Annotated in this window: 15 protein-coding genes and 2 pseudogenes; 9 read left to right on the top strand and 8 right to left on the bottom strand. The window is 53.3% G+C overall.

The genetic code is table 11. From position 1 onward, the window contains the following. Window position 1: 1 nt before the first annotated feature. On the bottom strand, window positions 2-847 hold the full coding sequence (locus tag ACLTX1_RS04870) for a transketolase (protein ID WP_412330540.1): 846 nt from the start codon (window positions 845-847) through the stop codon (window positions 2-4). Between the two features lie 278 nt (window positions 848-1,125). Here ACLTX1_RS04870 and ACLTX1_RS04865 point away from each other — a divergent pair, with 278 nt between their 5' ends. Further along, window positions 1,126-1,425 (top strand): DUF3892 domain-containing protein, encoded by a 300-nt coding sequence (locus ACLTX1_RS04865; RefSeq protein ID WP_308448368.1) that lies wholly within the window; start codon window positions 1,126-1,128, stop codon window positions 1,423-1,425. 48 nt (window positions 1,426-1,473) lie between these two features. On the opposite strand, the gene ACLTX1_RS04860 is transcribed toward ACLTX1_RS04865, so the two are convergent. From ACLTX1_RS04860 to ACLTX1_RS04840, 5 genes are all read right to left on the bottom strand, one after another. Further along, complete coding sequence (locus ACLTX1_RS04860) at window positions 1,474-2,646, bottom strand: glycosyltransferase (protein WP_412266190.1); 1,173 nt, start codon at window positions 2,644-2,646, stop codon at window positions 1,474-1,476. 76 nt (window positions 2,647-2,722) lie between these two features. Continuing rightward, window positions 2,723-3,385 carry a flavin reductase gene (locus ACLTX1_RS04855; protein WP_412266188.1) on the bottom strand — a complete coding sequence of 221 codons (663 nt, stop codon included), beginning with the start codon at window positions 3,383-3,385 and terminating at the stop codon, window positions 2,723-2,725. A 34-nt stretch (window positions 3,386-3,419) separates the two neighbouring features. Next, on the bottom strand, window positions 3,420-4,691 hold the full coding sequence (locus ACLTX1_RS04850) for a replication-associated recombination protein A (protein ID WP_412266185.1): 1,272 nt from the start codon (window positions 4,689-4,691) through the stop codon (window positions 3,420-3,422). Window positions 4,692-4,703: 12 nt separating this feature from the next. Continuing rightward, window positions 4,704-5,960, bottom strand: a complete 1,257-nt coding sequence (gene glyA / locus ACLTX1_RS04845) for a serine hydroxymethyltransferase (protein ID WP_395506381.1) — start codon at window positions 5,958-5,960, stop codon at window positions 4,704-4,706. Between the two features lie 80 nt (window positions 5,961-6,040). Then, the gene (locus ACLTX1_RS04840) at window positions 6,041-6,715 is read right to left on the bottom strand and encodes a TraX family protein (protein ID WP_176819963.1); all 675 of its coding nucleotides are present in this window, start codon (window positions 6,713-6,715) and stop codon (window positions 6,041-6,043) included. 146 nt (window positions 6,716-6,861) lie between these two features. Here ACLTX1_RS04840 and nth point away from each other — a divergent pair, with 146 nt between their 5' ends. The 4 genes and pseudogenes from nth to ACLTX1_RS04820 all read left to right on the top strand — a co-directional run. After that, on the top strand, window positions 6,862-7,500 hold the full coding sequence (gene nth / locus ACLTX1_RS04835) for an endonuclease III (protein ID WP_176819964.1): 639 nt from the start codon (window positions 6,862-6,864) through the stop codon (window positions 7,498-7,500). 66 nt (window positions 7,501-7,566) lie between these two features. After that, window positions 7,567-9,360 (top strand): adenine deaminase, encoded by a 1,794-nt coding sequence (gene ade, locus ACLTX1_RS04830; RefSeq protein WP_395506380.1) that lies wholly within the window; start codon window positions 7,567-7,569, stop codon window positions 9,358-9,360. 48 nt (window positions 9,361-9,408) lie between these two features. Then, a complete protein-coding gene (locus ACLTX1_RS04825) occupies window positions 9,409-9,600 on the top strand; it encodes a hypothetical protein (protein WP_412330539.1) in 192 nt (63 codons plus the stop codon). 27 nt (window positions 9,601-9,627) lie between these two features. After that, window positions 9,628-10,596 (top strand): annotated as a pseudogene (locus ACLTX1_RS04820) (MalY/PatB family protein); the annotation flags it as partial. Between the two features lie 80 nt (window positions 10,597-10,676). On the opposite strand, the gene ACLTX1_RS04815 reads toward ACLTX1_RS04820, so the two are convergent. Together ACLTX1_RS04815 and cysK are read right to left on the bottom strand one after the other, a co-directional pair. Continuing rightward, window positions 10,677-11,300, bottom strand: coding sequence for a viroplasmin family protein (locus ACLTX1_RS04815; RefSeq protein WP_412330538.1), 624 nt, complete (start codon window positions 11,298-11,300; stop codon window positions 10,677-10,679). A gap of 20 nt (window positions 11,301-11,320) precedes the next feature. Beyond that, on the bottom strand, window positions 11,321-12,256 hold the full coding sequence (cysK, locus tag ACLTX1_RS04810; RefSeq protein WP_412330537.1) for a cysteine synthase A: 936 nt from the start codon (window positions 12,254-12,256) through the stop codon (window positions 11,321-11,323). Window positions 12,257-12,446: 190 nt separating this feature from the next. Here cysK and ACLTX1_RS04805 point away from each other — a divergent pair, with 190 nt between their 5' ends. The 4 genes and pseudogenes from ACLTX1_RS04805 to ACLTX1_RS04790 all read left to right on the top strand — a co-directional run bounded on the left by ACLTX1_RS04805 (window position 12,447) and on the right by ACLTX1_RS04790 (window position 17,728). After that, entirely contained in the window at window positions 12,447-13,895 is a 1,449-nt protein-coding gene (locus ACLTX1_RS04805) for an efflux RND transporter periplasmic adaptor subunit (RefSeq protein ID WP_412330536.1), read from the top strand. After that, a pseudogene (locus ACLTX1_RS04800) lies at window positions 13,892-14,589 on the top strand (ABC transporter ATP-binding protein). The gene ACLTX1_RS04805 and the pseudogene ACLTX1_RS04800 overlap by 4 nt, the downstream one beginning before the upstream one ends. Beyond that, entirely contained in the window at window positions 14,586-16,478 is a 1,893-nt protein-coding gene (locus ACLTX1_RS04795) for a biotin/lipoyl-binding protein (protein ID WP_308448380.1), read from the top strand. The pseudogene ACLTX1_RS04800 and the gene ACLTX1_RS04795 overlap by 4 nt, the downstream one beginning before the upstream one ends. Beyond that, window positions 16,475-17,728, top strand: coding sequence for an ABC transporter permease (locus tag ACLTX1_RS04790; protein ID WP_308448381.1), 1,254 nt, complete (start codon window positions 16,475-16,477; stop codon window positions 17,726-17,728). Before ACLTX1_RS04795 ends, ACLTX1_RS04790 begins: the two co-directional genes overlap by 4 nt. Window positions 17,729-17,756 lie beyond the last annotated feature (28 nt).

Here is a 17,756-nt window from a genome sequence, read left to right as displayed (position 1 = left end):
ATCAGCAGCCCTCCAGTTCATGCAGTGCAGCGGTGAGCTCCTGCATAGCGGTCTCATACTGTTCCTTGTTCGGCGCGGTACCGTGCCAGCCGACCTGATTTTCCATGAAGGAAACACCCTTACCCTTTACGGTCTTGGCAATGATGACGCTCGGCTTGCCCTTAACGGTCTTTGCATGTGCAAAAGCTGCTTCGATGGCGTCGAAATCGTGTCCGTCGATGGTCTGTACGTCAAAGCCGAAAGCCTCGAACTTCTTGTCGATCGGTTCCGGGCCGGCAACTTCGCTGACCGGGCCGTCGATCTGCAGGCCGTTGAAGTCGACAATCAGGCAGAGGTTATCGAGATTGTTATGGGATGCAAACATAGCAGCTTCCCAAACCTGACCCTCTTCAATCTCGCCATCGCCGAGCAGAGAGTAAACACGGTAGTCTTTGTTATCAATCTTGCCGGCAAGCGCCATGCCTGCCGCAGCGGAAACGCCCTGGCCGAGAGAGCCAGAGCTCATATCGATGCCGGGGATGCCCTTCATATCCGGGTGACCCTGCAGCATAGCGCCGATGTGGCGGAGCTTTTTCAGCTCATCCACAGAGAAATAGCCGCGCTGTGCCAGTGCAGCGTAAAGACCCGGTGCGCAGTGACCCTTAGAAAGGACAAAACGGTCTCTGTCCGGATCCTTCGGGTTCTGCGGGTCAATGTGCAGTTCTTTGAAATAGAGATAGGTGAAAATATCCGCAGCGGAAAGGGAACCGCCCGGATGGCCGGATTTGGCGTTGTAAACGCCTTCGATGATTCCAAGTCTGACTTTGGCAGCCGTGATTTTAAGCTGCTGCTTATCGCATGAATTCATGGAAGCCTCCTGTGTTTTTAGCGCCCGGCACGGGCAATCCCGTAAAAACCGCAGCGCGAGTCATTATGGTCTTATTATAGCGCATTTCGGTGGCCTTTGCAACGCTCCACGCCAAAATTTCGCCCGTTTTTTCGTGCTTTTTGCATATTCACCGTATGTGGAGAGACAATAGGCACAGCGGCGCTTATAAAAGCCTTAATCGGTACGTACAGCTTTTGGCTGCGCCGGAAAAACGGAAAGGACAAAACAAAATTACAAACGGAAAGGAACATCGTTTTATGTCTCAGAGGATCGGCAACCTGCCTGCCAATATCAACATTATGAACCCTGTACCGAACAAGGATGCGAAGACCATCATGAAGCTGATCCGCACGAATGGCAAGATCTCCGGCTACCAGCTTTCGGATGGCACGGTGCTTTCCAAGGCGGACGGCGTGGCGCTTGCAAAGCAGGGCGGCATCCGCGGCGTGGCGATTGCGAGCCGCAACGGCAGTGAATATCTGCGCAGCATACCGGACGGCAAGGAGAGCAACAATTTAGGTGACCTCCCAAGCACCGGCCTGCGCGGTCTTTCCTAAAGAAAAGGGAGCCTGTACGTTTTGAAACGCAGGCTCCCCTATTTTTGTTTATTTTGTGTTTTCGAGCGCTTCACGGTAAATTTGTACGGCGTGTTCGGCAACGGCGACGCTGTCAAACGGCTTTGCCGCAGCACGAATTTTGGCTTCGTCCAGTGTGTCCGACCGTGCAGCCATGCGTAAAATTGCATCTTCCATATCTTTCGGGTCATGCACATTGCAGAGCTCGGCGCAGTCATCGTTCAAAAAGCTCTCCGGGCCTTTGCACCGTGTAGAAATCACCGGCACGCCAGCCGCGAGTGCTTCCACGGCAGGAATGCCGAACGTCTCAATATCCGAAGCCATCAAAAGGGCGTCGGTCTGGCTTAAAATCTCCGCAATTTCACTTTCGGTCTTGCGCCCGACAAAGGATACAATGTCGTTCAGCCCGAGCGCAGATGCGGTCTTTTTATAAAGCGCTTCCTCCTGCCCGTCGCCGACAATCGTATACAAAAACGATTTTTCCGGGTACTGCTCCCGCAAGAGCTTCAAGGCCTGCAAAGCGTCTTCCACGCATTTGCCGGGGCGCAGTGCGGAAACCGTCGTCAAGCGAAAATGTGCCGGGTCTTTCGGTTTTTTTGCGCCGCGAAATGCCTTGGTGTTGCCGATGTTCGGCAGAACTTCGGCAGGTATATTGTGTTTTTCTTTTAAAATGTCCGTCATATAGCCGCTGACGCAGGTCATCACGCTGTGCCGTGCAGCATAGAGTCCGTATTTTGCGGTGCTACCCTCAAAGAAGCGCTCAAAATAGGAGGAGTGCTCCGTGATGACGACCGGAATATGATATTTTTCGCCGAGCTTTGCAGCGGCGTATCCGGCGGGCACGGTGACATGTGCGTGCAGAATGTCCGGCTTGCCGTGCTGCTTTACATAGGCTTTGTAGAGCTTTTCAATGGTGCGGCAGTAAGCGCTGAGCTGTGCATCTGCGCTGAATTTGGAGATGTCTAGCATACGGCGGCAGTATGTCACATAGCCGGTGTTCGATTCTTCGTAGACCTTCTGCATCGTGGGGTACTTCGGCAGTGCGGAAAGTCCCTGACGGTCTACATAGAGCATGTTGGTTTTTACGCCGTATTCCGCAAGTGCCGTGCAGAACAGCTTGTGGTAAACGCCGATCAGTTTATCTTCACCGTTTGGGTACCATGTGGGAATGACCAAAACGTGAAGCGGAGAATTTTTCTGCATGAGTCTTTTGGTTCCGATAGCGCGCGATGCGCAGTCTATCGAAAAATCCTTTCATTCGTAGTATGGAAAAAGCTATTTAATTTCTGCGCACGAATGCCTTTTTCGGCATTTTGCAGACCGGGCACACCCAGTTGTCCGGCAGTTCTTCAAAGCTGAAGTTCGGGTCGCTGTACACATAGCCGCACACGGAGCAGACAAAGCTTTCGCCGCTGCTCTTATCAAACGTGCTTTCCGGCGGCACATAGGTCGGCGAGCCGACCGGCGACAGACCGTGCATTTCGCTGCGGTAGAAATCATACGTCATCGGCGTGCCGATGGCGCTGTCGCTGCCCGCTGTGATCTCGGCGGCGAAGACCATCTCCTGCCCTACGTCCATGCCGGAGATGACCTTGCATAAAAACCAGCAGCAGGTGTTCTCCTTTACGACGGGCACGCCTTCAATGAGCACCTTGTGGCGAATGTTTTTCAGCTTGTCTGCATTTTTACCGCTGACAAGACCGAGTGCGCCGATGACGCTGGCAGGTGTATCTGTGGAGAGTACAGAAATGGTAAAAATGCCGTTTTCGCGAATCGCGGTGCAGCTGTGCGTATCTTTTGTCAGCGCAATGAGCACTTTTTCGGGGTCGCTGCTGGAAATTTGGATGACCGAGTTTGCCACACAGGCGTTCGGGCGGCCGTTGTATTTTGTGCCGATGACGTACATGCCGTATGACAAATTTTTAAGGACTGCCGGGTTCATGGCGGTGCACTTCCTTCCGTTATGTTAATAGAGTTTATGAGCTGTGCTTTCGTTTTATGTTTTCCCAATACGCTTTAAACGCCTGCTCGTTTTTGTTGTCTCCGTAGTGATAGTACGAAGCGCCGAGCAAGGCATCCGGAAGATACTGCTGGTCGAGCCAATGATCCGGGTAATCGTGCGGATAGCGGTAAAATTGGCCTTTTTTAGCGACATCTGAACCGTCATAATGCACGTTTTGCAGCGTGCGCGGGATCACACCGAGTTTGCCGGCCTTCACGTCGCGCATGGCGGCATCTATGGCAGATTCACCGCTGTTCGATTTCGGCGCCGTCGCCGTTAAAATGACGGCATCCGCAAGCGGGATGCGCGCTTCCGGCAGACCGACCATCATGGCGGCATCTACGGCCGCTTTCACGATGGGGATGATCTGTGGCCACGCAAGGCCCACGTCTTCGCAGGCGCACACCATCAAGCGGCGGCATGCAGAGGCGAGATCGCCCGCTTCCAAAAGCCGTGCGAGATAATGCAGCGCCGCGTCGGGGTCGGAGCCGCGCATGGATTTTTGAAACGCCGAAAGAATATCGTAATGCGCGTCGCTGTCTCGGTCATACCGCATGGCACTGCGCTGTGTAAGCTGCTCTGCAAGTTCCATGGTGATGCGCGGCTCGTCCTCGCTTCGTACGGCAGCCGTGCAAAGCTCTGCCGCGTTCATTGCTTTGCGTACATCGCCGCCGCAAGCAGAAGCGATATACGAGGTCACGCCGTCTTCGAGCCGGATTTCTTCGCCGCGGTCTTCCGACAAAATGCGGAATGCGCGGTCTACGGCGCGGGCGACCTCCTCTTTTTCCACGGGCTTGAACTCAAACACCGTGGAGCGGCTCAAAATGGCGTTATATACGTAAAAATAGGGGTTTTCCGTTGTGGAAGCGATCAGCGTGATGCTGCCGTTTTCGATGAACTCCAAGAGCGTTTGCTGCTGCTTTTTGTTGAAATACTGGATCTCATCAAGGTACAGCAAAACGCCGTTTACCGCTTGCAGCGTGTTTACCTGCGCCACCACGTCGCGAATATCGGCGGTGGAGGCCGTGGTGCCGTTTAACTTGCACAGGTGCATGTGGCTTTGCTTTGCAATGATGGACGCCACGGTAGTTTTCCCTACGCCGGACGGCCCGTAAAACACCATATTCGGGATGGTGCCGGATTCGATGATGCGCCGCAGTACCTTATTAGGGCCGAGAATATGCTGTTGTCCTACCACATCATCGAGCGTTTTCGGACGAATGCGGTCTGCAAGCGGTGCGTTCATCGTGTTCTCCTTTTAGTCGTTATAAAGCGGATATTTGCTCAAAAGCTCCGTGACCTTTACCCGGATGGCGTCGGCACTGCTATCAAAGTCGGTCGCGCACAGGTGGATGCACTCCGCGATGACGTCCATATCGGCTTCCTTCAGGCCGCGCGTGGTGACGGCCGGTGTGCCGAGGCGCACGCCGCTTGTGACGAACGGGCTTCTCTGCTCGTTCGGAATCGTGTTCTTGTTTGCGGTGATATACACTTCGTCGAGGCGGCGCTCCAGCTCTTTGCCGGTCAGCTCGCCGTCGGAAAGATCGAGCAGCATCAGATGGTTGTCCGTGCCGCCGGAAACGAGCTTCATGCCGCGTTTTGTAAGGCCTTCGGCAAGCGCTTTAGCGTTTTTTACGGTCTGCTCGGCGTAGGTCTTAAACTCCGGCTTCAGCGCTTCGCCGAGGCACACGGCTTTTGCGGCGATAATGTGCATCAGCGGGCCGCCCTGCGTGCCCGGGAAAATGGCTTTGTCGATTTTTTTCGCGTACTCCTCACGGCAGAGGATCATGCCGCCGCGCGGGCCGCGGAGCGTTTTGTGTGTTGTTGTGGTGACGACATCGGCATACGGCACCGGGTTCATGTGGCAGCCGCCCGCAACAAGACCCGCAATGTGCGCCATATCGACCATGAGGTACGCGCCGCATGCATCGGCAATCTCGCGGAATTTCTTAAAATCGATCGCGCGCGGGTATGCACTTGCGCCGGCAACGATGAGCTTCGGTTTAAGTTCGCACGCCTGCTCCATGAGCTTATCGTAATCGATGCGGTGCGTAACGGGGTCAACGCCGTAAGCCGCAAAATTATAGTAGGCGCCGGACATGTTGACAGGAGAACCGTGGGTCAGATGGCCGCCCTCTGCAAGGTTCATGCCGAGCACGGTATCGCCCGGCTGAAGCAGCGCGAAATATACGGCAAGGTTCGCCTGTGCGCCGGAGTGCGGCTGCACATTGGCATGCTCTGCGCCGAACAGACGGCAAGCACGCTCACGGGCGATGTTTTCCACAATGTCTACATCTGCACAGCCGCCGTAATAGCGGTGACCCGGGTAGCCCTCAGCATATTTGTTTGTGAGTACCGTGCCCATCGCAGCCATAACGGCAGGAGACACAATGTTTTCGGAAGCAATCAGCTCCAGATTGCGGCGCTGGCGTTTGAGTTCCAGCTCCATCGCTTCGCCGACCTCGGGGTCTGCGGTTTCAACAAAACCGATCGTGTTCAGAAGATCACCGTACATACTTCATCTTTCCCTTCTAAAAATAATATGCTCTGCGATTTATGTGCCGCAGTACTTCACTAAATTATACCCTATTCCATTTAAAATGGCAATAGATGATTTGCAAGCACATAGTGGATGGCGTAAAGCAATAACATATGTGCCGGATAACTGATGTAGAAAAAATATTTGAGCGAAAGCGCGCCGCGCTTGCCGTTATAGAGCAGCACGGGGATCGCGGCGGCGATGGCATACAGCTGTGTCGTGTTGCCGTCCTGCGTATATTGCCCGTAGGTCAGCGCCGCAAACGCCACGGCATCAATACCGCGGTACTTCTGGAACAAATAAAAACAAAGTACCGTTAAAACACCGTAAACACCATAGCTGAAATGCAGGAAATACGGCAGGATTGTCAAGATCACTGCGCCGATGAACATGAAAATATTGCGGCTTTTCGCGGAAGCATCTAAAAGTTTCATCACAAAAAGCGCCGTTAAAAACGTGAACAGGATATTTTGCCGCTGAAACTCAAGCCATGTACCCTGAAATAAAAGGTCATACGGCACTTCGGAGAGCAAAGCAAAAATACCCATGCGCAGTGCGTAGCGGTTAAAATTGCGTGTGTGCATGTAGCCCTGCACGAGCAAAAACGCGTAGATCGGCATGGAAAGCCGCCCGATATAGCGCAGCCAGATAAACTGCGGGAAGAAAATCGCCCCGACATGGTCGATGATCATGGTGACGAGCGCGAGGAGCTTTAAGGTAAACGCAGACATTCTTTTTCCCCTTTGCGGTTATTTGTCAGTCTTTCAATAAAAATAAATTTACCACCCTTTTCCGGTATTGTCAACCGAATGAAAAAGTTGTAGAATAAACGTAAAGCATTCAGACGGGTTTGCCCGCCGCTTTTTCGGAGGTCTGTATGACAAAAAAGGAACGTGCGCTTCTTGCTGTGGAAGCGCTGAAAAAAGAATATCCCGGCGCGGTATGTTCGCTTGAATATCAGGATCCGCTGCAATTACTTATTGCAACGCGACTTTCCGCACAGTGTACGGATGCCCGTGTGAACCTCGTTACACCGGCGCTTTTTGCCCGCTTCCCTACGCTGGAAGCCTTCTGCGCGGGCAGCGAGGAAGAAATTGCGGAACTCATCCGCTCCTGCGGGTTATATAAAACAAAGGCTCGTGATATTTTTGCTATGTGCCATGTGCTGCGCGATTCGTATAACGGCGTGATTCCGGACACGGTGGATGAGCTGACAAAGCTGCCCGGTGTGGGACGCAAAACCGCAAATCTCGTTGTGGGCGACATTTACAAAAAACCTGCCGTTGTGACGGATACGCACTGCATCCGTATCACGGGACGACTCGGTCTGACCGAAAGCAACGTGCCGCTCAAAGTTGAAAAAGACCTGCGCGCAGTCTTGCCGCCGGAGGAAAGCAACGACTTTTGTCACCGTACCGTTTTACACGGCAGAGCGGTCTGTACAGCTCGTAATCCGAAATGTGCTTTGTGCTGCATGAATTCGTTCTGCAAAAATCCCGTGAACCCGATAGAGTAAATAAAGCTAAAAACGCAGCGCTTTTCCGTTGTGTTGTTCTTGATAAAAGAAAGGAAGCTACTTTTTATGTTCAAGTTTTGTAAGACCCAGCTTTGGGAGTGCTCCCGCACGCTTTCCGATGTTGCAATGGGCAGAAAGCCCGCAGAGACGGTCATTCGCAATGCGCGTCTCGTAAACGTCTGCACGCATGAAATCCTCGACAACACCGATGTTGCAATTTCCTGCGGCCGTATCGCACTTGTCGGCGATGCCGCACACTGCATCGGTGAAAGCACAAAGGTCATCGATGCCGAGGGTCAGCTTATCGCCCCGGGTTTCCTTGACGGTCATATCCACATTGAGTCTTCCATGATGACGCCGATTGAATATGCAAAGGCCGTTATCCCCCATGGCACCGTCGGGATTTATTATGACCCGCACGAAGTCTGCAATGTGCTTGGCCTCAAAGGCGTTGACCTGATGGCGGAAGAGGCGGAAAAGACTCCGCTGAAGGCTATGCTGACGACCCCCTCCTGCGTTCCGGCTGTTCCGGGATTTGAGGATTCCGGCGCGGAGATCACCGCCGCGGATATTGCCTCGGAAATGAAGCACGATTATACCGTTGGTCTCGGCGAAATGATGAACTTCCCGGGCATCACCGCTTCCGCGGAGCCGACGCACAACATTACCGGCGAAACGTTGAAAGCCGGCAAAATCATCACAGGTCACTATTCCATCCCGGAGACGGGTCGCGGCCTCAATGCATACATTGCAAGCGGCGTGCGCTGCTGTCATGAATCCACCCGTGCGGAGGACGCACTCGCAAAAATGCGCCTCGGCATGTATGCCATGCTGCGCGAGGGCTCCGCTTGGCACGATCTGCAGGAGGTCTCCAAGGCCATCACGGAGCACAAAGTAGACAGCCGATTTGCGACCATGATTTCTGATGATACCCACCCGCATACGCTGGTTGCAAACGGTCATCTCGATCACATCGTGCGTCGTGCCGTCTCCTTCGGTATCGATTTTGTCACGGCCATTCAGATGGTCACGCTCAACTGCGCACAATGCTTCCAGATGGATCACGAGCTCGGCTCCATCACTCCGGGCAAGTGCGCGGACATCGTATTTATTGATAACGAAAAAGACATCCGTGTCACCCGCGTGCTCATCGACGGCGACGTTGTTGCAGAAAACGGCAAGCTGACGATTGACCTGCCGAAGTCTGAGCTTCCCGCATGGGCGCTCGACACGATGCACGTCGGCGAGACGATCACCCCGGAAACCTTTAAGGTGCATACCGATAAGGTTGGCACGGCAACCGTCCGTGCGATCGAGATTATCCCGGTACATGTCGGCGACTATGAGCGTCACGTTGAACTCAAGGTTGAAAACGGCGAATTAAAGAGCGATGTGGAGCAGGATGTTTTGAAGACATTCGTCTTCGAGCGCCACAATAAGACCGGCAAGCACGGCGTTGGCTTTGTCAAGGGATTCCACGTCAAGTGCGGCGCAATGGCTTCCACCGTTGCACACGATGCACACAACCTGCTCGTTGTCGGCACGAATGACGAAGATATGGCACTTGCTGCAAACACACTCATTCAATGCGGCGGCGGTGAGTGTATTGTGCAGAACGGCAAGGTGCTCGGCTGTGTTCCTCTGCCGTTTGCGGGTCTCATGAACACAAAGTCCGCTGAAGAAATGGACGAACTCGTCGAGAACCTCGGCAAAGCTTGGGAAACGATCGGCTGCGACATTCAGTCTCCGTTTATGACGATGGCTTTAATCCCCCTCGCCTGCCTGCCGGAGCTGCGCCTGACCGACCGCGGTCTTGTAGACTGCACCACCTTCTCTTTTGCAGACCTTGAGGTTGAATAAGACCGTTTGAAAGTAGATTACCTTATTTTAGAATAGGAGGAATTACCAATGATCTATGATTTTGAAACGCTGGTTTCCAGAAAAAACACTGGCTCCGGCAAATGGGACGAGATGACGAAAGAGCATCCGAACCTGCCGGAAAACGTTGCACCGCTTTCCGTTGCGGATATGGAGCTGAAAAACCCGCCGGAGATTGTAGAGGGTCTGAAAAAGTACATCGATACGCATATCCTCGGCTAGACCGGCCCCACAGAGGAATACTTCAATGCGGTATGCGGCTGGATGAAGCGTCGCAACGACTGGGATATTAAGAAAGAAGAAATTGTTTCTACACACGGCGTCGTAACGGCTCTGGCTGTTTCGGTTCTGGCCTATACCGATCCCGGCGACGGCGTTATCACTATGCCGCCGGTTTATTATCCGTTCAGAATGACCATTGAGCACAATAACAGAAAAAACGTGGAGTGCCCGCTCATCAACACGAACGAAACATACACGATTGACTTTGACCTCTTTGAGAAGCTGTGCGCAGAAGAAAAAAACAAGATGTTTATCTTCTGCAATCCGCACAACCCGGTTGGCCGCGTTTGGACGGAAAACGAAATCGCAAAGCTCGGCGCCATCTGCGCAAAGCACAATGTGATTGTTGTCAGCGACGAGATCCATTCCGACCTCATCATGCCGGGTCATAAGCACGTGGCATTTGCAAACGCCTGCAAGGATGCACTGCCGAAGTATCTTGTTTGCACCGCGCCGAGCAAGACGTTTAACCTTGCGACGCTCCAGACCTCGAATATTGTTATTCCCGATGAAGAACTGAGAACAAAATTCCAGAGTATTTTACAGCAACACTTCACGCCGTCCGCCGGTGCGCTCGGCCTTGAGGCCTGCCGTCTCGGCTACACGGAGTGCGAAGGTTGGCTTGCAGAAGTCATCGACCTTATCTACAAAAACTACAAGAACTTCTGCAAGTTTATCGACGTAAACTGCCCGGGTGTTACATACAGCGATTTGCAGGGCACGTACCTCATGTGGATCGACTGCACGACGTTCGGTCTCGATGATGAAGCGCTCGATAAGCTCCTGCGCAAGCATGATCTTTTCTGCGACGCCGGCACGCTGTTCTCGCAAGGCGGCACCATGCATACGCGTGTAAACCTCGCAGGTCCCGAAAAGATGCTCAACGCCGCGATGCAGCGCTTTAAGGACGCGTACGACGAAGCGAAATACGCGTAAGCTTGCGCCTGAAATTCCGTAATGTATAACAAAAGGCGAACTGCACAACTCCGTGCAGCTCGCCTTTTTGCTATGCTGTTTTACTGAATGCCGAGCGCGTCTTTCGCTAAACGGTCGGCGAGGTCGTTGTATTTGTCGCCGGAGTGCCCCTTGACTTTCACAAAGCGGAAACGGATGTGCTTTGCGGCTGCGGCGCAGAATTCGCGATACGCGATGGTGCCGGGCTTTTTTGCTTTCCATTCTCCCGTTGCCCATTTTGCTACACCCTCGTAATCATGGTAGATTGTCACGAAGGGCACATCATGCTCGATGCAGTAGCGCAGAACAGTTTCGGAGCCCTTGATCTCCCCTGCCACGTTGCGCATTTCGGTAAGGTCGGGGTCGGTGAACCTTTCGGAAAAATGCAGCTCTTCGCCGTTTAAAAACAGCACAGCACCGCAGGAAAACTCCTTTGTGCCGATGTGGTAGCTGCCGTCTACGTAAGCCACGGCGCTGTCTTCTTCAGGCGCTGCGGTCGTGTTTTCTGCCGGAGTGGCTTTCGTCAGATCGTTTTCACCGCGCATATAGGCTTCGGCTTCTGCAAGCGTTGGAAAGCTTTTGAACGACGCGCCTTTAAAGCCGGTCGTCTGCGCACGGCATTCGTCCCACGTTTCAAAAATGCCGGTTTTGCGCCCGGCGCGGACGGCGTAGTATTTTTTTGCCATAAAATGAAATTCCTTTTCGTTTATTCAAAGATCGGGGTGGAAAAATAGCGGTCGCCGCTGTCGGGCAGAAGTGCCACGAGCGTTTTTTCTGCATTTTCGGGCATGCGCAGCAGGCGCACAGCTGCGGCAAGTGCCGCGCCGGACGTGATGCCGACGAGGATGCCCTCGGTGCGTGCCAATAATTTTGCCGTTTTGTACGCTTCTTCATCCGTGACGGTCAGCACTTCGTCCACAACGGAAGCATCGTAGTTCTTCGGGATGAAGTTTGCGCCGATGCCCTGTAAGCCGTGTGCACCGCTTTTGCCCTGTGTGATGAGCGGTGAAGTCGCCGGTTCCAAACCGACGGTGTGTACCTGTGGCAGATGCTTTTTTAAATAGCGCGCCGTGCCGGTGATGGTGCCGCCGGTGCCGATGCCCGCAACGAAAATGTCGAGTTTGCCGTCTGTTTGCTGTACAAGCTCCGGACCGGTCGTTTCATAATGTGCGGCAGGGTTTGAGGGATTCTCAAACTGCGCGGGGATGAAGCTGCCGGGTGTACTTTTCGCGATCTCGTCCGCCTTTTCAATCGCACCGCGCATGCCGTCTTTGCCCGGTGTGAGTACGATTTCCGCGCCGTATACGGAAAGCAGCTTGCGGCGCTCGGCGCTCATGGCTTCCGGCATGGTGAGCACCACGCGGTAGCCGCGCGCCGCTGCAATAGATGCGAGGCCGATGCCCGTGTTGCCGGAGGTTGGCTCTACAATAACCGCGCCGGGCTTCAATTTGCCGGCTTTTTCGGCGTCTTCAATCATTTTCAGTGCCGCACGGTCTTTTACGCTGCCGGCGGGGTTTAAATATTCAAGCTTCAAAAGCGGCGCGTTGGAAATGCCCGCAGCTGCCGCAAAGCGGGACGCACGCAAAAGCGGCGTCTTGCCGATGAGTTCGGTTACAGATGAAGCGATGTGTTCGTTTTTCATAAGACAGATCCTCCCTTTCTATATTGCTACCATTGTACCCCCGATTTTACGCGCGGTCAAGAGCGCGATTTTTGCAAATCTTTTGCGTTTGTAAGAGTTTCTTAAGTTGTTTATTTTTTGTCTTACCTGTATAATAGAACCATCAGAGAGTCCGCGCCGGGTGTTTTGCGCGGAGGAAAGGACTGACTTTATGACTAAGAAAAAGATTTTCACAATCGCCGGTATTGCCGTCGGCGCTGTGATCGTGATCGGCATTGTAATCTGGCTCATTTTCTTCCGCGGCGGCAGCGTTGCGCCGAGCGACCCAAATGAGATGGTGTATGTGACGAGCGTTGCGGACATCACCGGCACGGGTTCACTTGGTATGACGGCGAAATATTCCGGCGTTGTGGAGCCGGAAAAGACGCTCTCCGTGCAGAAGGACGACACAAAGAAAATCGCAGAGCTGTATGTGACGGTCGGCCAGGAAGTGAAAGTTGGCGATAAGTTATTCAGCTACGATACGGACGACCTGCAAATGCAGCTTGAAGAGGCGCAGTTACAGCTGGAAAGCCTTAAAAACCGCATTTCCACGCTGAACCAGCAGATTGATTCCCTGCAGAAGGAAAAGAACAAAGCGTCTTCCGACGAACAGCTTTCCTATACCCTGCAAATCCAGTCTGCGCAGCTTGAAGTGAAATCGACGGAATACGATCAGTCTACGAAGGCGAAAGAGATCGAGAACCTCAAGAAATCGCTTGAAAATGCGGATGTCATGGCAGAAATGGCCGGCGTTGTGAAGCAGATCAATGACGGTTCCAATACCAACACAAGCGGCAGCGATTCTACGAACGCGTATATTACGATTCTCGCGACGGGTTCTTACCGTGTAAAAGGCACGGCAACGGAGCTGAATGTCTATTCCTTGCAGGAGGGCATGAAAATGAAGGTCGTCTCCCGCGTAGACCCGGAGCAGACTTGGACGGGCACCGTGGAGAGCATTGAACGCGAAGCCGCAAACGATAATAACAACAGCGGCGTTTCCTACGGTTCCGAAAGCTCGTTTACAAAGGCGACAAAGTATAACTTCTACCTTGTGCTCGATGATTTCAAAGGTCTCATGCTCGGTCAGCACGTTTACGTGGAGCCGGATGAGGCCGAAGACGTGAAGACCGGAATTTGGCTGCCAAGCTACTATATTCTCAACGAAGGCAGCAAAAACTACGTTTGGGCCGTAAACGATAAGAATCGCATCGAAAAGCGTGAAGTGCAGCTCGGCAAGTTTGACGATACCCTTTCCGAATATGAGATTACGTCCGGCGTGACGGCAGACGATCGCTTGGCCGTTGTGGAAGACCGCGTGCACAGCGGCATGTATGCTACGGATGATATTTCTTATAAGAATCAGGGGAATGATTCCGGTGACATGAACGATGCCAAAACGGACGATGCAAACGGTGTTATGCCCGCAGAAAACGGCAGCGATATGGACGGCAACCCGAACGGCTACAGCCCCATGCCCGCAGAAAGTGCCGTAACGGAGTCAGAGGGCGAAACAGACACGGCAGCCGGAGAAGCAAGCACGGCAGATGGCGTGACCACCTATGAAAATGACGGCGCGGCGAGTCTTGGAACCGTTATCGGGGGTGCTACGGCATGATCTTAGAGCTGCACAACATTTATAAAACGTATATTCAAGGCAAAATGGAAGTGCCGGTTCTAAAAGACATCTCTCTTTCTGTGAATGAGGGAGAATATGTCGCCATCATGGGTCCGTCCGGCTCCGGCAAAACGACGCTGATGAACATCATCGGCTGCCTTGATCTGCCGACTTCAGGCACGTATGCACTTGCGGGCGAAAGTATCATCGGCAGCAGCGAATCGAAGCTTTCGGAAATTCGCCTCAACTCCATCGGCTTCGTGTTCCAGAGCTTTCATCTTTTGCCTCGCCAGAGCGCGGCGGAAAACGTGGCGCTTCCCTTTTATACGCAGGTGTGCCGAAAAAAGAGCGACGTGCGCGTGCCGTGCGTGCTTTAGAGCGTGTAGGTCTCGGCGACCGTGTGGATTTTAAGCCGAACCAGCTTTCCGGCGGTCAGTGCCAGCGCGTCGCGATCGCCCGCGCCATCGTCAACAATCCGAAAATTCTTTTAGCCGATGAACCGACCGGCGCGCTCGACAGTCAGTCCGGCGCGCAGATTATGGAGCTGTTCCAGACGCTCAACGACGAGGGTGTGACCGTTGTGATGATCACGCATGACATTGATGTGGCAAACCACGCAAAGCGTGTGCTGCATATTCGCGACGGTCAGTTTGCGGAACAGCATATCCCCGAGGAAAAGGAGGCGGAAGCATGAATCTGCCGGCAAATTTCCCACTTAAAAAAGTCATTATCACGGTGGTCTCCGTAGTGATCGTGATCGCGCTGATCATCACCGGCGTGACGGTCGCGGTGAACGGCAAGGCGGCAAATGCCACGGTGGATGTGGAGCAGGTTTCAAATATCTCCACGCAGTATTGGGGCGACCAGTCCAGCACCTACGGTAATGCTACAAGTGACTTTGTGCAGGAACTTTACCCCGATAAAGAAAAAGCTATTTCTAAGATTTTCGTCAAAGAGGGCGATACTGTCAAGATTGGCGATACGCTTTTGCAGTATGATACGACAAAGCTCCAGCTGAAGGTAGAGAGCAAGGAGCTTGAAGAAAAAAAGAAGAAATACGAACTGGAGCAGGCCGAAAAAGAACTTACGAAGCTCCAGAATACGGCGCCGTATGTGGAGCCGGCTATCCCGGAGCCCGAGCCGGAACCCACTCCCACGCCGGTGCCGGAATCGCAGGCGGAACTGTATACGGAGATTACAGAGCACTCGAAGCCGTTTAAAGGTGCCGGTACGGAGGAAGACCCGTATGTCTTTCTTTGCACGGAAGATGCTGTGCTGACGAAGGGCTTTCTCTTGAAGCTGCTCGGCGTGACAGACCCGCGTGCGACCCCTACCCCTACCCCCACTCCGACCCCCACACCGAGCGCAGAGCCTACGGCACAGCCGAGTGAAGTGCCCACGGCGGCGCCGCAGCCGATGGTTACCCCCGAACCGACTGCGGAGCCCACCACAGCGCCGACGGAAGCCCCTACTCCCGCGCCGCCCATAGAACCCACGGAAGCGCCAACGGTTTCCGGTATGGCGTGGTTCAAGCAGATGACATTCACAAAAACGAATGAGACCGGCGGCGAAAGCGTACCCACGCCGGAGCCTGATTTCACATTGCCGGACGGCCCGTTTGTCGCACGCTTTGAAGTGCATGAACAGGATAACGAAAATCTGCCGCTTGTAAAGGGCTGGCAGATGGACGGCGATAAGATTTCCGCGGGCTTCTTTAATGAAGTTATCAGCGAGCCGGATGACATTCAAATGCCGGATCTCTCCTACGCCGATCCGGGCATCAGCTACGATACCGGAGGCTCCATGTATACGGCGGAAGAATTGCAGCAGATGATCGCCGATAAAAAGCAGCAGATTCAAGATTTAAAGCTGAATGTGAAACAAGCGGCGCATGACCTTGAAAAAGCGAAGCTGGATCTTGAAAACGCTACAATAAAATCGACCGTGAACGGCGTTGTGAAGTCGCTCACAGATCTCGATACGGCGATGTCCACAAGCTCCCCGTTCCTCGTGGTTTCGGGCGGCGACGGTTTCTATATAACGGCATCCTTAAACGAGTCGCTGCTCGGCAAGGTGCATGTCGGCGACACGGTTATGGCGAGCTCTTGGGAGAACGGACAAATGTATGAGGCAGAGATTGTACAGATCTCCGATTTTCCGAATGACAATTCCAATTATTACTATGACGGCTCCTCAAACCCAAACAGCTCCACGTACCAGTTTACAGCGCGCATTGCCGATGCGGACGGCCTGAAAAACGGCATGGGCCTTGATATTACTTTGCAGGCGGCCTCGGATAACGCAAGCAATGCAATATATCTTTTTAAAGCGTATATTCGCAGCGATGACGGCGGCAAGTATGTTTTGAAGGTCGGCGACGATAACCGTGTGCATAAAACGTATATCAAAACCGGCAAGACGATCTACAACCAGTATCTGGAGATCAAGAGCGATACTTTGACGGAAGAAGATTATGTGGCTTTCCCCTACGGCACTTCGGCAATTGATGGTGCCAAGGCGAACGGCATGGAAGAAAACACAGACGAAAATGACGGCATCGACGCAAGGGGGCTTGACGCATGATTGAAAATATCAGACTTTCATTTCAGGGAATCTGGTCGCACAAAATGCGCTCGTTCCTGACGATGCTCGGCATCATCATCGGTATCGCCTCTATCATCTCCATCGTGTCCACCATCAAGGGCACGAATGAGCAAATCAAAAAGAACCTCATCGGCTCCGGCACAAACACGGTGCAGATTCAGCTGTATCAGGGCGATTATCAGTACGAAATGCTGTATAACGGCTTGCCGGACGGCATTCCTGTGCGTGACGAGACCACGATGGAAAAAATCAAGTCCGTAAAAAACGTGGAAGATGCGGCGTTCTATACCAGCCGCAGCGACTACAACAACTCCGTTTACTACGGCAACAACGGCATTTCCGGCTCGCAGGTCTTCGGCGTGGATAACAGCTATTTCACGACGAATGGGTTGGTGCTGAAAAGCGGTCGCACCTTTGTGGACAGTGATTTTACGGATTTCCACGCGGCAGCCATCATCGATGCCGATACGGCGGATTCGCTGTTTGACGGCGAAAACCCCATCGGAAAAACGATCGAGATCAGCAGCATTCCGTTTACGGTGGTTGGCGTTGTAGATGAAGACAGCAAGTTTGAGCCCGTCATCAACTCCATCGATGAGTATTATACGTATTACTCGGATAGCTCTGCCTCTCGTATTTTCGTGCCAAGCTCCATGTGGCCGGCGCTCTATTCGTTCGATGAGCCGCAGAACGTGGCCATTCGCGTTTCCAATACGGAAGCCATGACGGATGCCGGCAAGGCTGTGGCGGAGATCATGAACACGAACGTAACGAACAGCGAGATCAAGTATCAGGCACAGGATCTTTTAAAGCAGGCGCAGGACTTGCAGGATCTCAGCAGCTCCACAAATTCGCAGCTCATCTGGATTGCGAGCATCTCCCTGCTCGTCGGCGGTATCGGCGTTATGAACATCATGCTCGTTTCCGTTACGGAGCGTACGCGAGAGATCGGTCTGAAAAAAGCCATCGGCGCGAAAAAGAGCCGCATTCTGTGGCAGTTCTTAACGGAAGCCGCTGTGCTGACAAGCCTTGGCGGCATTGTGGGCGTGGGTGCCGGTATCGGTCTTGCGGCAATCATATCGCGCGTGACGTCTGCTCCGGTTGCCATCAGCGTGCCATCCATCATTATTGCCGTTGTGTTCTCCATGGTCATCGGCATCATCTTCGGGCTTCTCCCCTCCTTCAAGGCGGCAAACCTGAACCCGATCGATGCTTTGCGACATGAATAAAAACTAAAGATTTATAAAAATGCCCGCC

The sequence above is a fragment of the Hominenteromicrobium sp. genome (assembly GCF_046974225.1).
GTDB lineage: Bacteria > Bacillota > Clostridia > Oscillospirales > Acutalibacteraceae > Hominenteromicrobium > Hominenteromicrobium mulieris.
This window is presented reverse-complemented; position numbering and strand designations above follow the sequence as displayed.

What these genes read in the sequence shown, in the direction of transcription:
- ACLTX1_RS04795 (WP_308448380.1), top strand. Translation starts at nt 14,586, where the DNA reads ATGAATCTGCCGGCAAATTTCCCACTTAAAAAAGTCATTATCACGGTG.
- ACLTX1_RS04855 (WP_412266188.1), bottom strand. Translation starts at nt 3,385, where the DNA reads ATGAACCCGGCAGTCCTTAAAAATTTGTCATACGGCATGTACGTCATC.
- ACLTX1_RS04840 (WP_176819963.1), bottom strand. Translation starts at nt 6,715, where the DNA reads ATGTCTGCGTTTACCTTAAAGCTCCTCGCGCTCGTCACCATGATCATC.
- nth (WP_176819964.1), top strand. Translation starts at nt 6,862, where the DNA reads ATGACAAAAAAGGAACGTGCGCTTCTTGCTGTGGAAGCGCTGAAAAAA.
- ACLTX1_RS04850 (WP_412266185.1), bottom strand. Translation starts at nt 4,691, where the DNA reads ATGAACGCACCGCTTGCAGACCGCATTCGTCCGAAAACGCTCGATGAT.
- ACLTX1_RS04825 (WP_412330539.1), top strand. Translation starts at nt 9,409, where the DNA reads ATGATCTATGATTTTGAAACGCTGGTTTCCAGAAAAAACACTGGCTCC.
- ACLTX1_RS04865 (WP_308448368.1), top strand. Translation starts at nt 1,126, where the DNA reads ATGTCTCAGAGGATCGGCAACCTGCCTGCCAATATCAACATTATGAAC.
- ACLTX1_RS04815 (WP_412330538.1), bottom strand. Translation starts at nt 11,300, where the DNA reads ATGGCAAAAAAATACTACGCCGTCCGCGCCGGGCGCAAAACCGGCATT.
- ade (WP_395506380.1), top strand. Translation starts at nt 7,567, where the DNA reads ATGTTCAAGTTTTGTAAGACCCAGCTTTGGGAGTGCTCCCGCACGCTT.
- ACLTX1_RS04805 (WP_412330536.1), top strand. Translation starts at nt 12,447, where the DNA reads ATGACTAAGAAAAAGATTTTCACAATCGCCGGTATTGCCGTCGGCGCT.
- ACLTX1_RS04870 (WP_412330540.1), bottom strand. Translation starts at nt 847, where the DNA reads ATGAATTCATGCGATAAGCAGCAGCTTAAAATCACGGCTGCCAAAGTC.
- ACLTX1_RS04860 (WP_412266190.1), bottom strand. Translation starts at nt 2,646, where the DNA reads ATGCAGAAAAATTCTCCGCTTCACGTTTTGGTCATTCCCACATGGTAC.
- cysK (WP_412330537.1), bottom strand. Translation starts at nt 12,256, where the DNA reads ATGAAAAACGAACACATCGCTTCATCTGTAACCGAACTCATCGGCAAG.
- ACLTX1_RS04790 (WP_308448381.1), top strand. Translation starts at nt 16,475, where the DNA reads ATGATTGAAAATATCAGACTTTCATTTCAGGGAATCTGGTCGCACAAA.
- glyA (WP_395506381.1), bottom strand. Translation starts at nt 5,960, where the DNA reads ATGTACGGTGATCTTCTGAACACGATCGGTTTTGTTGAAACCGCAGAC.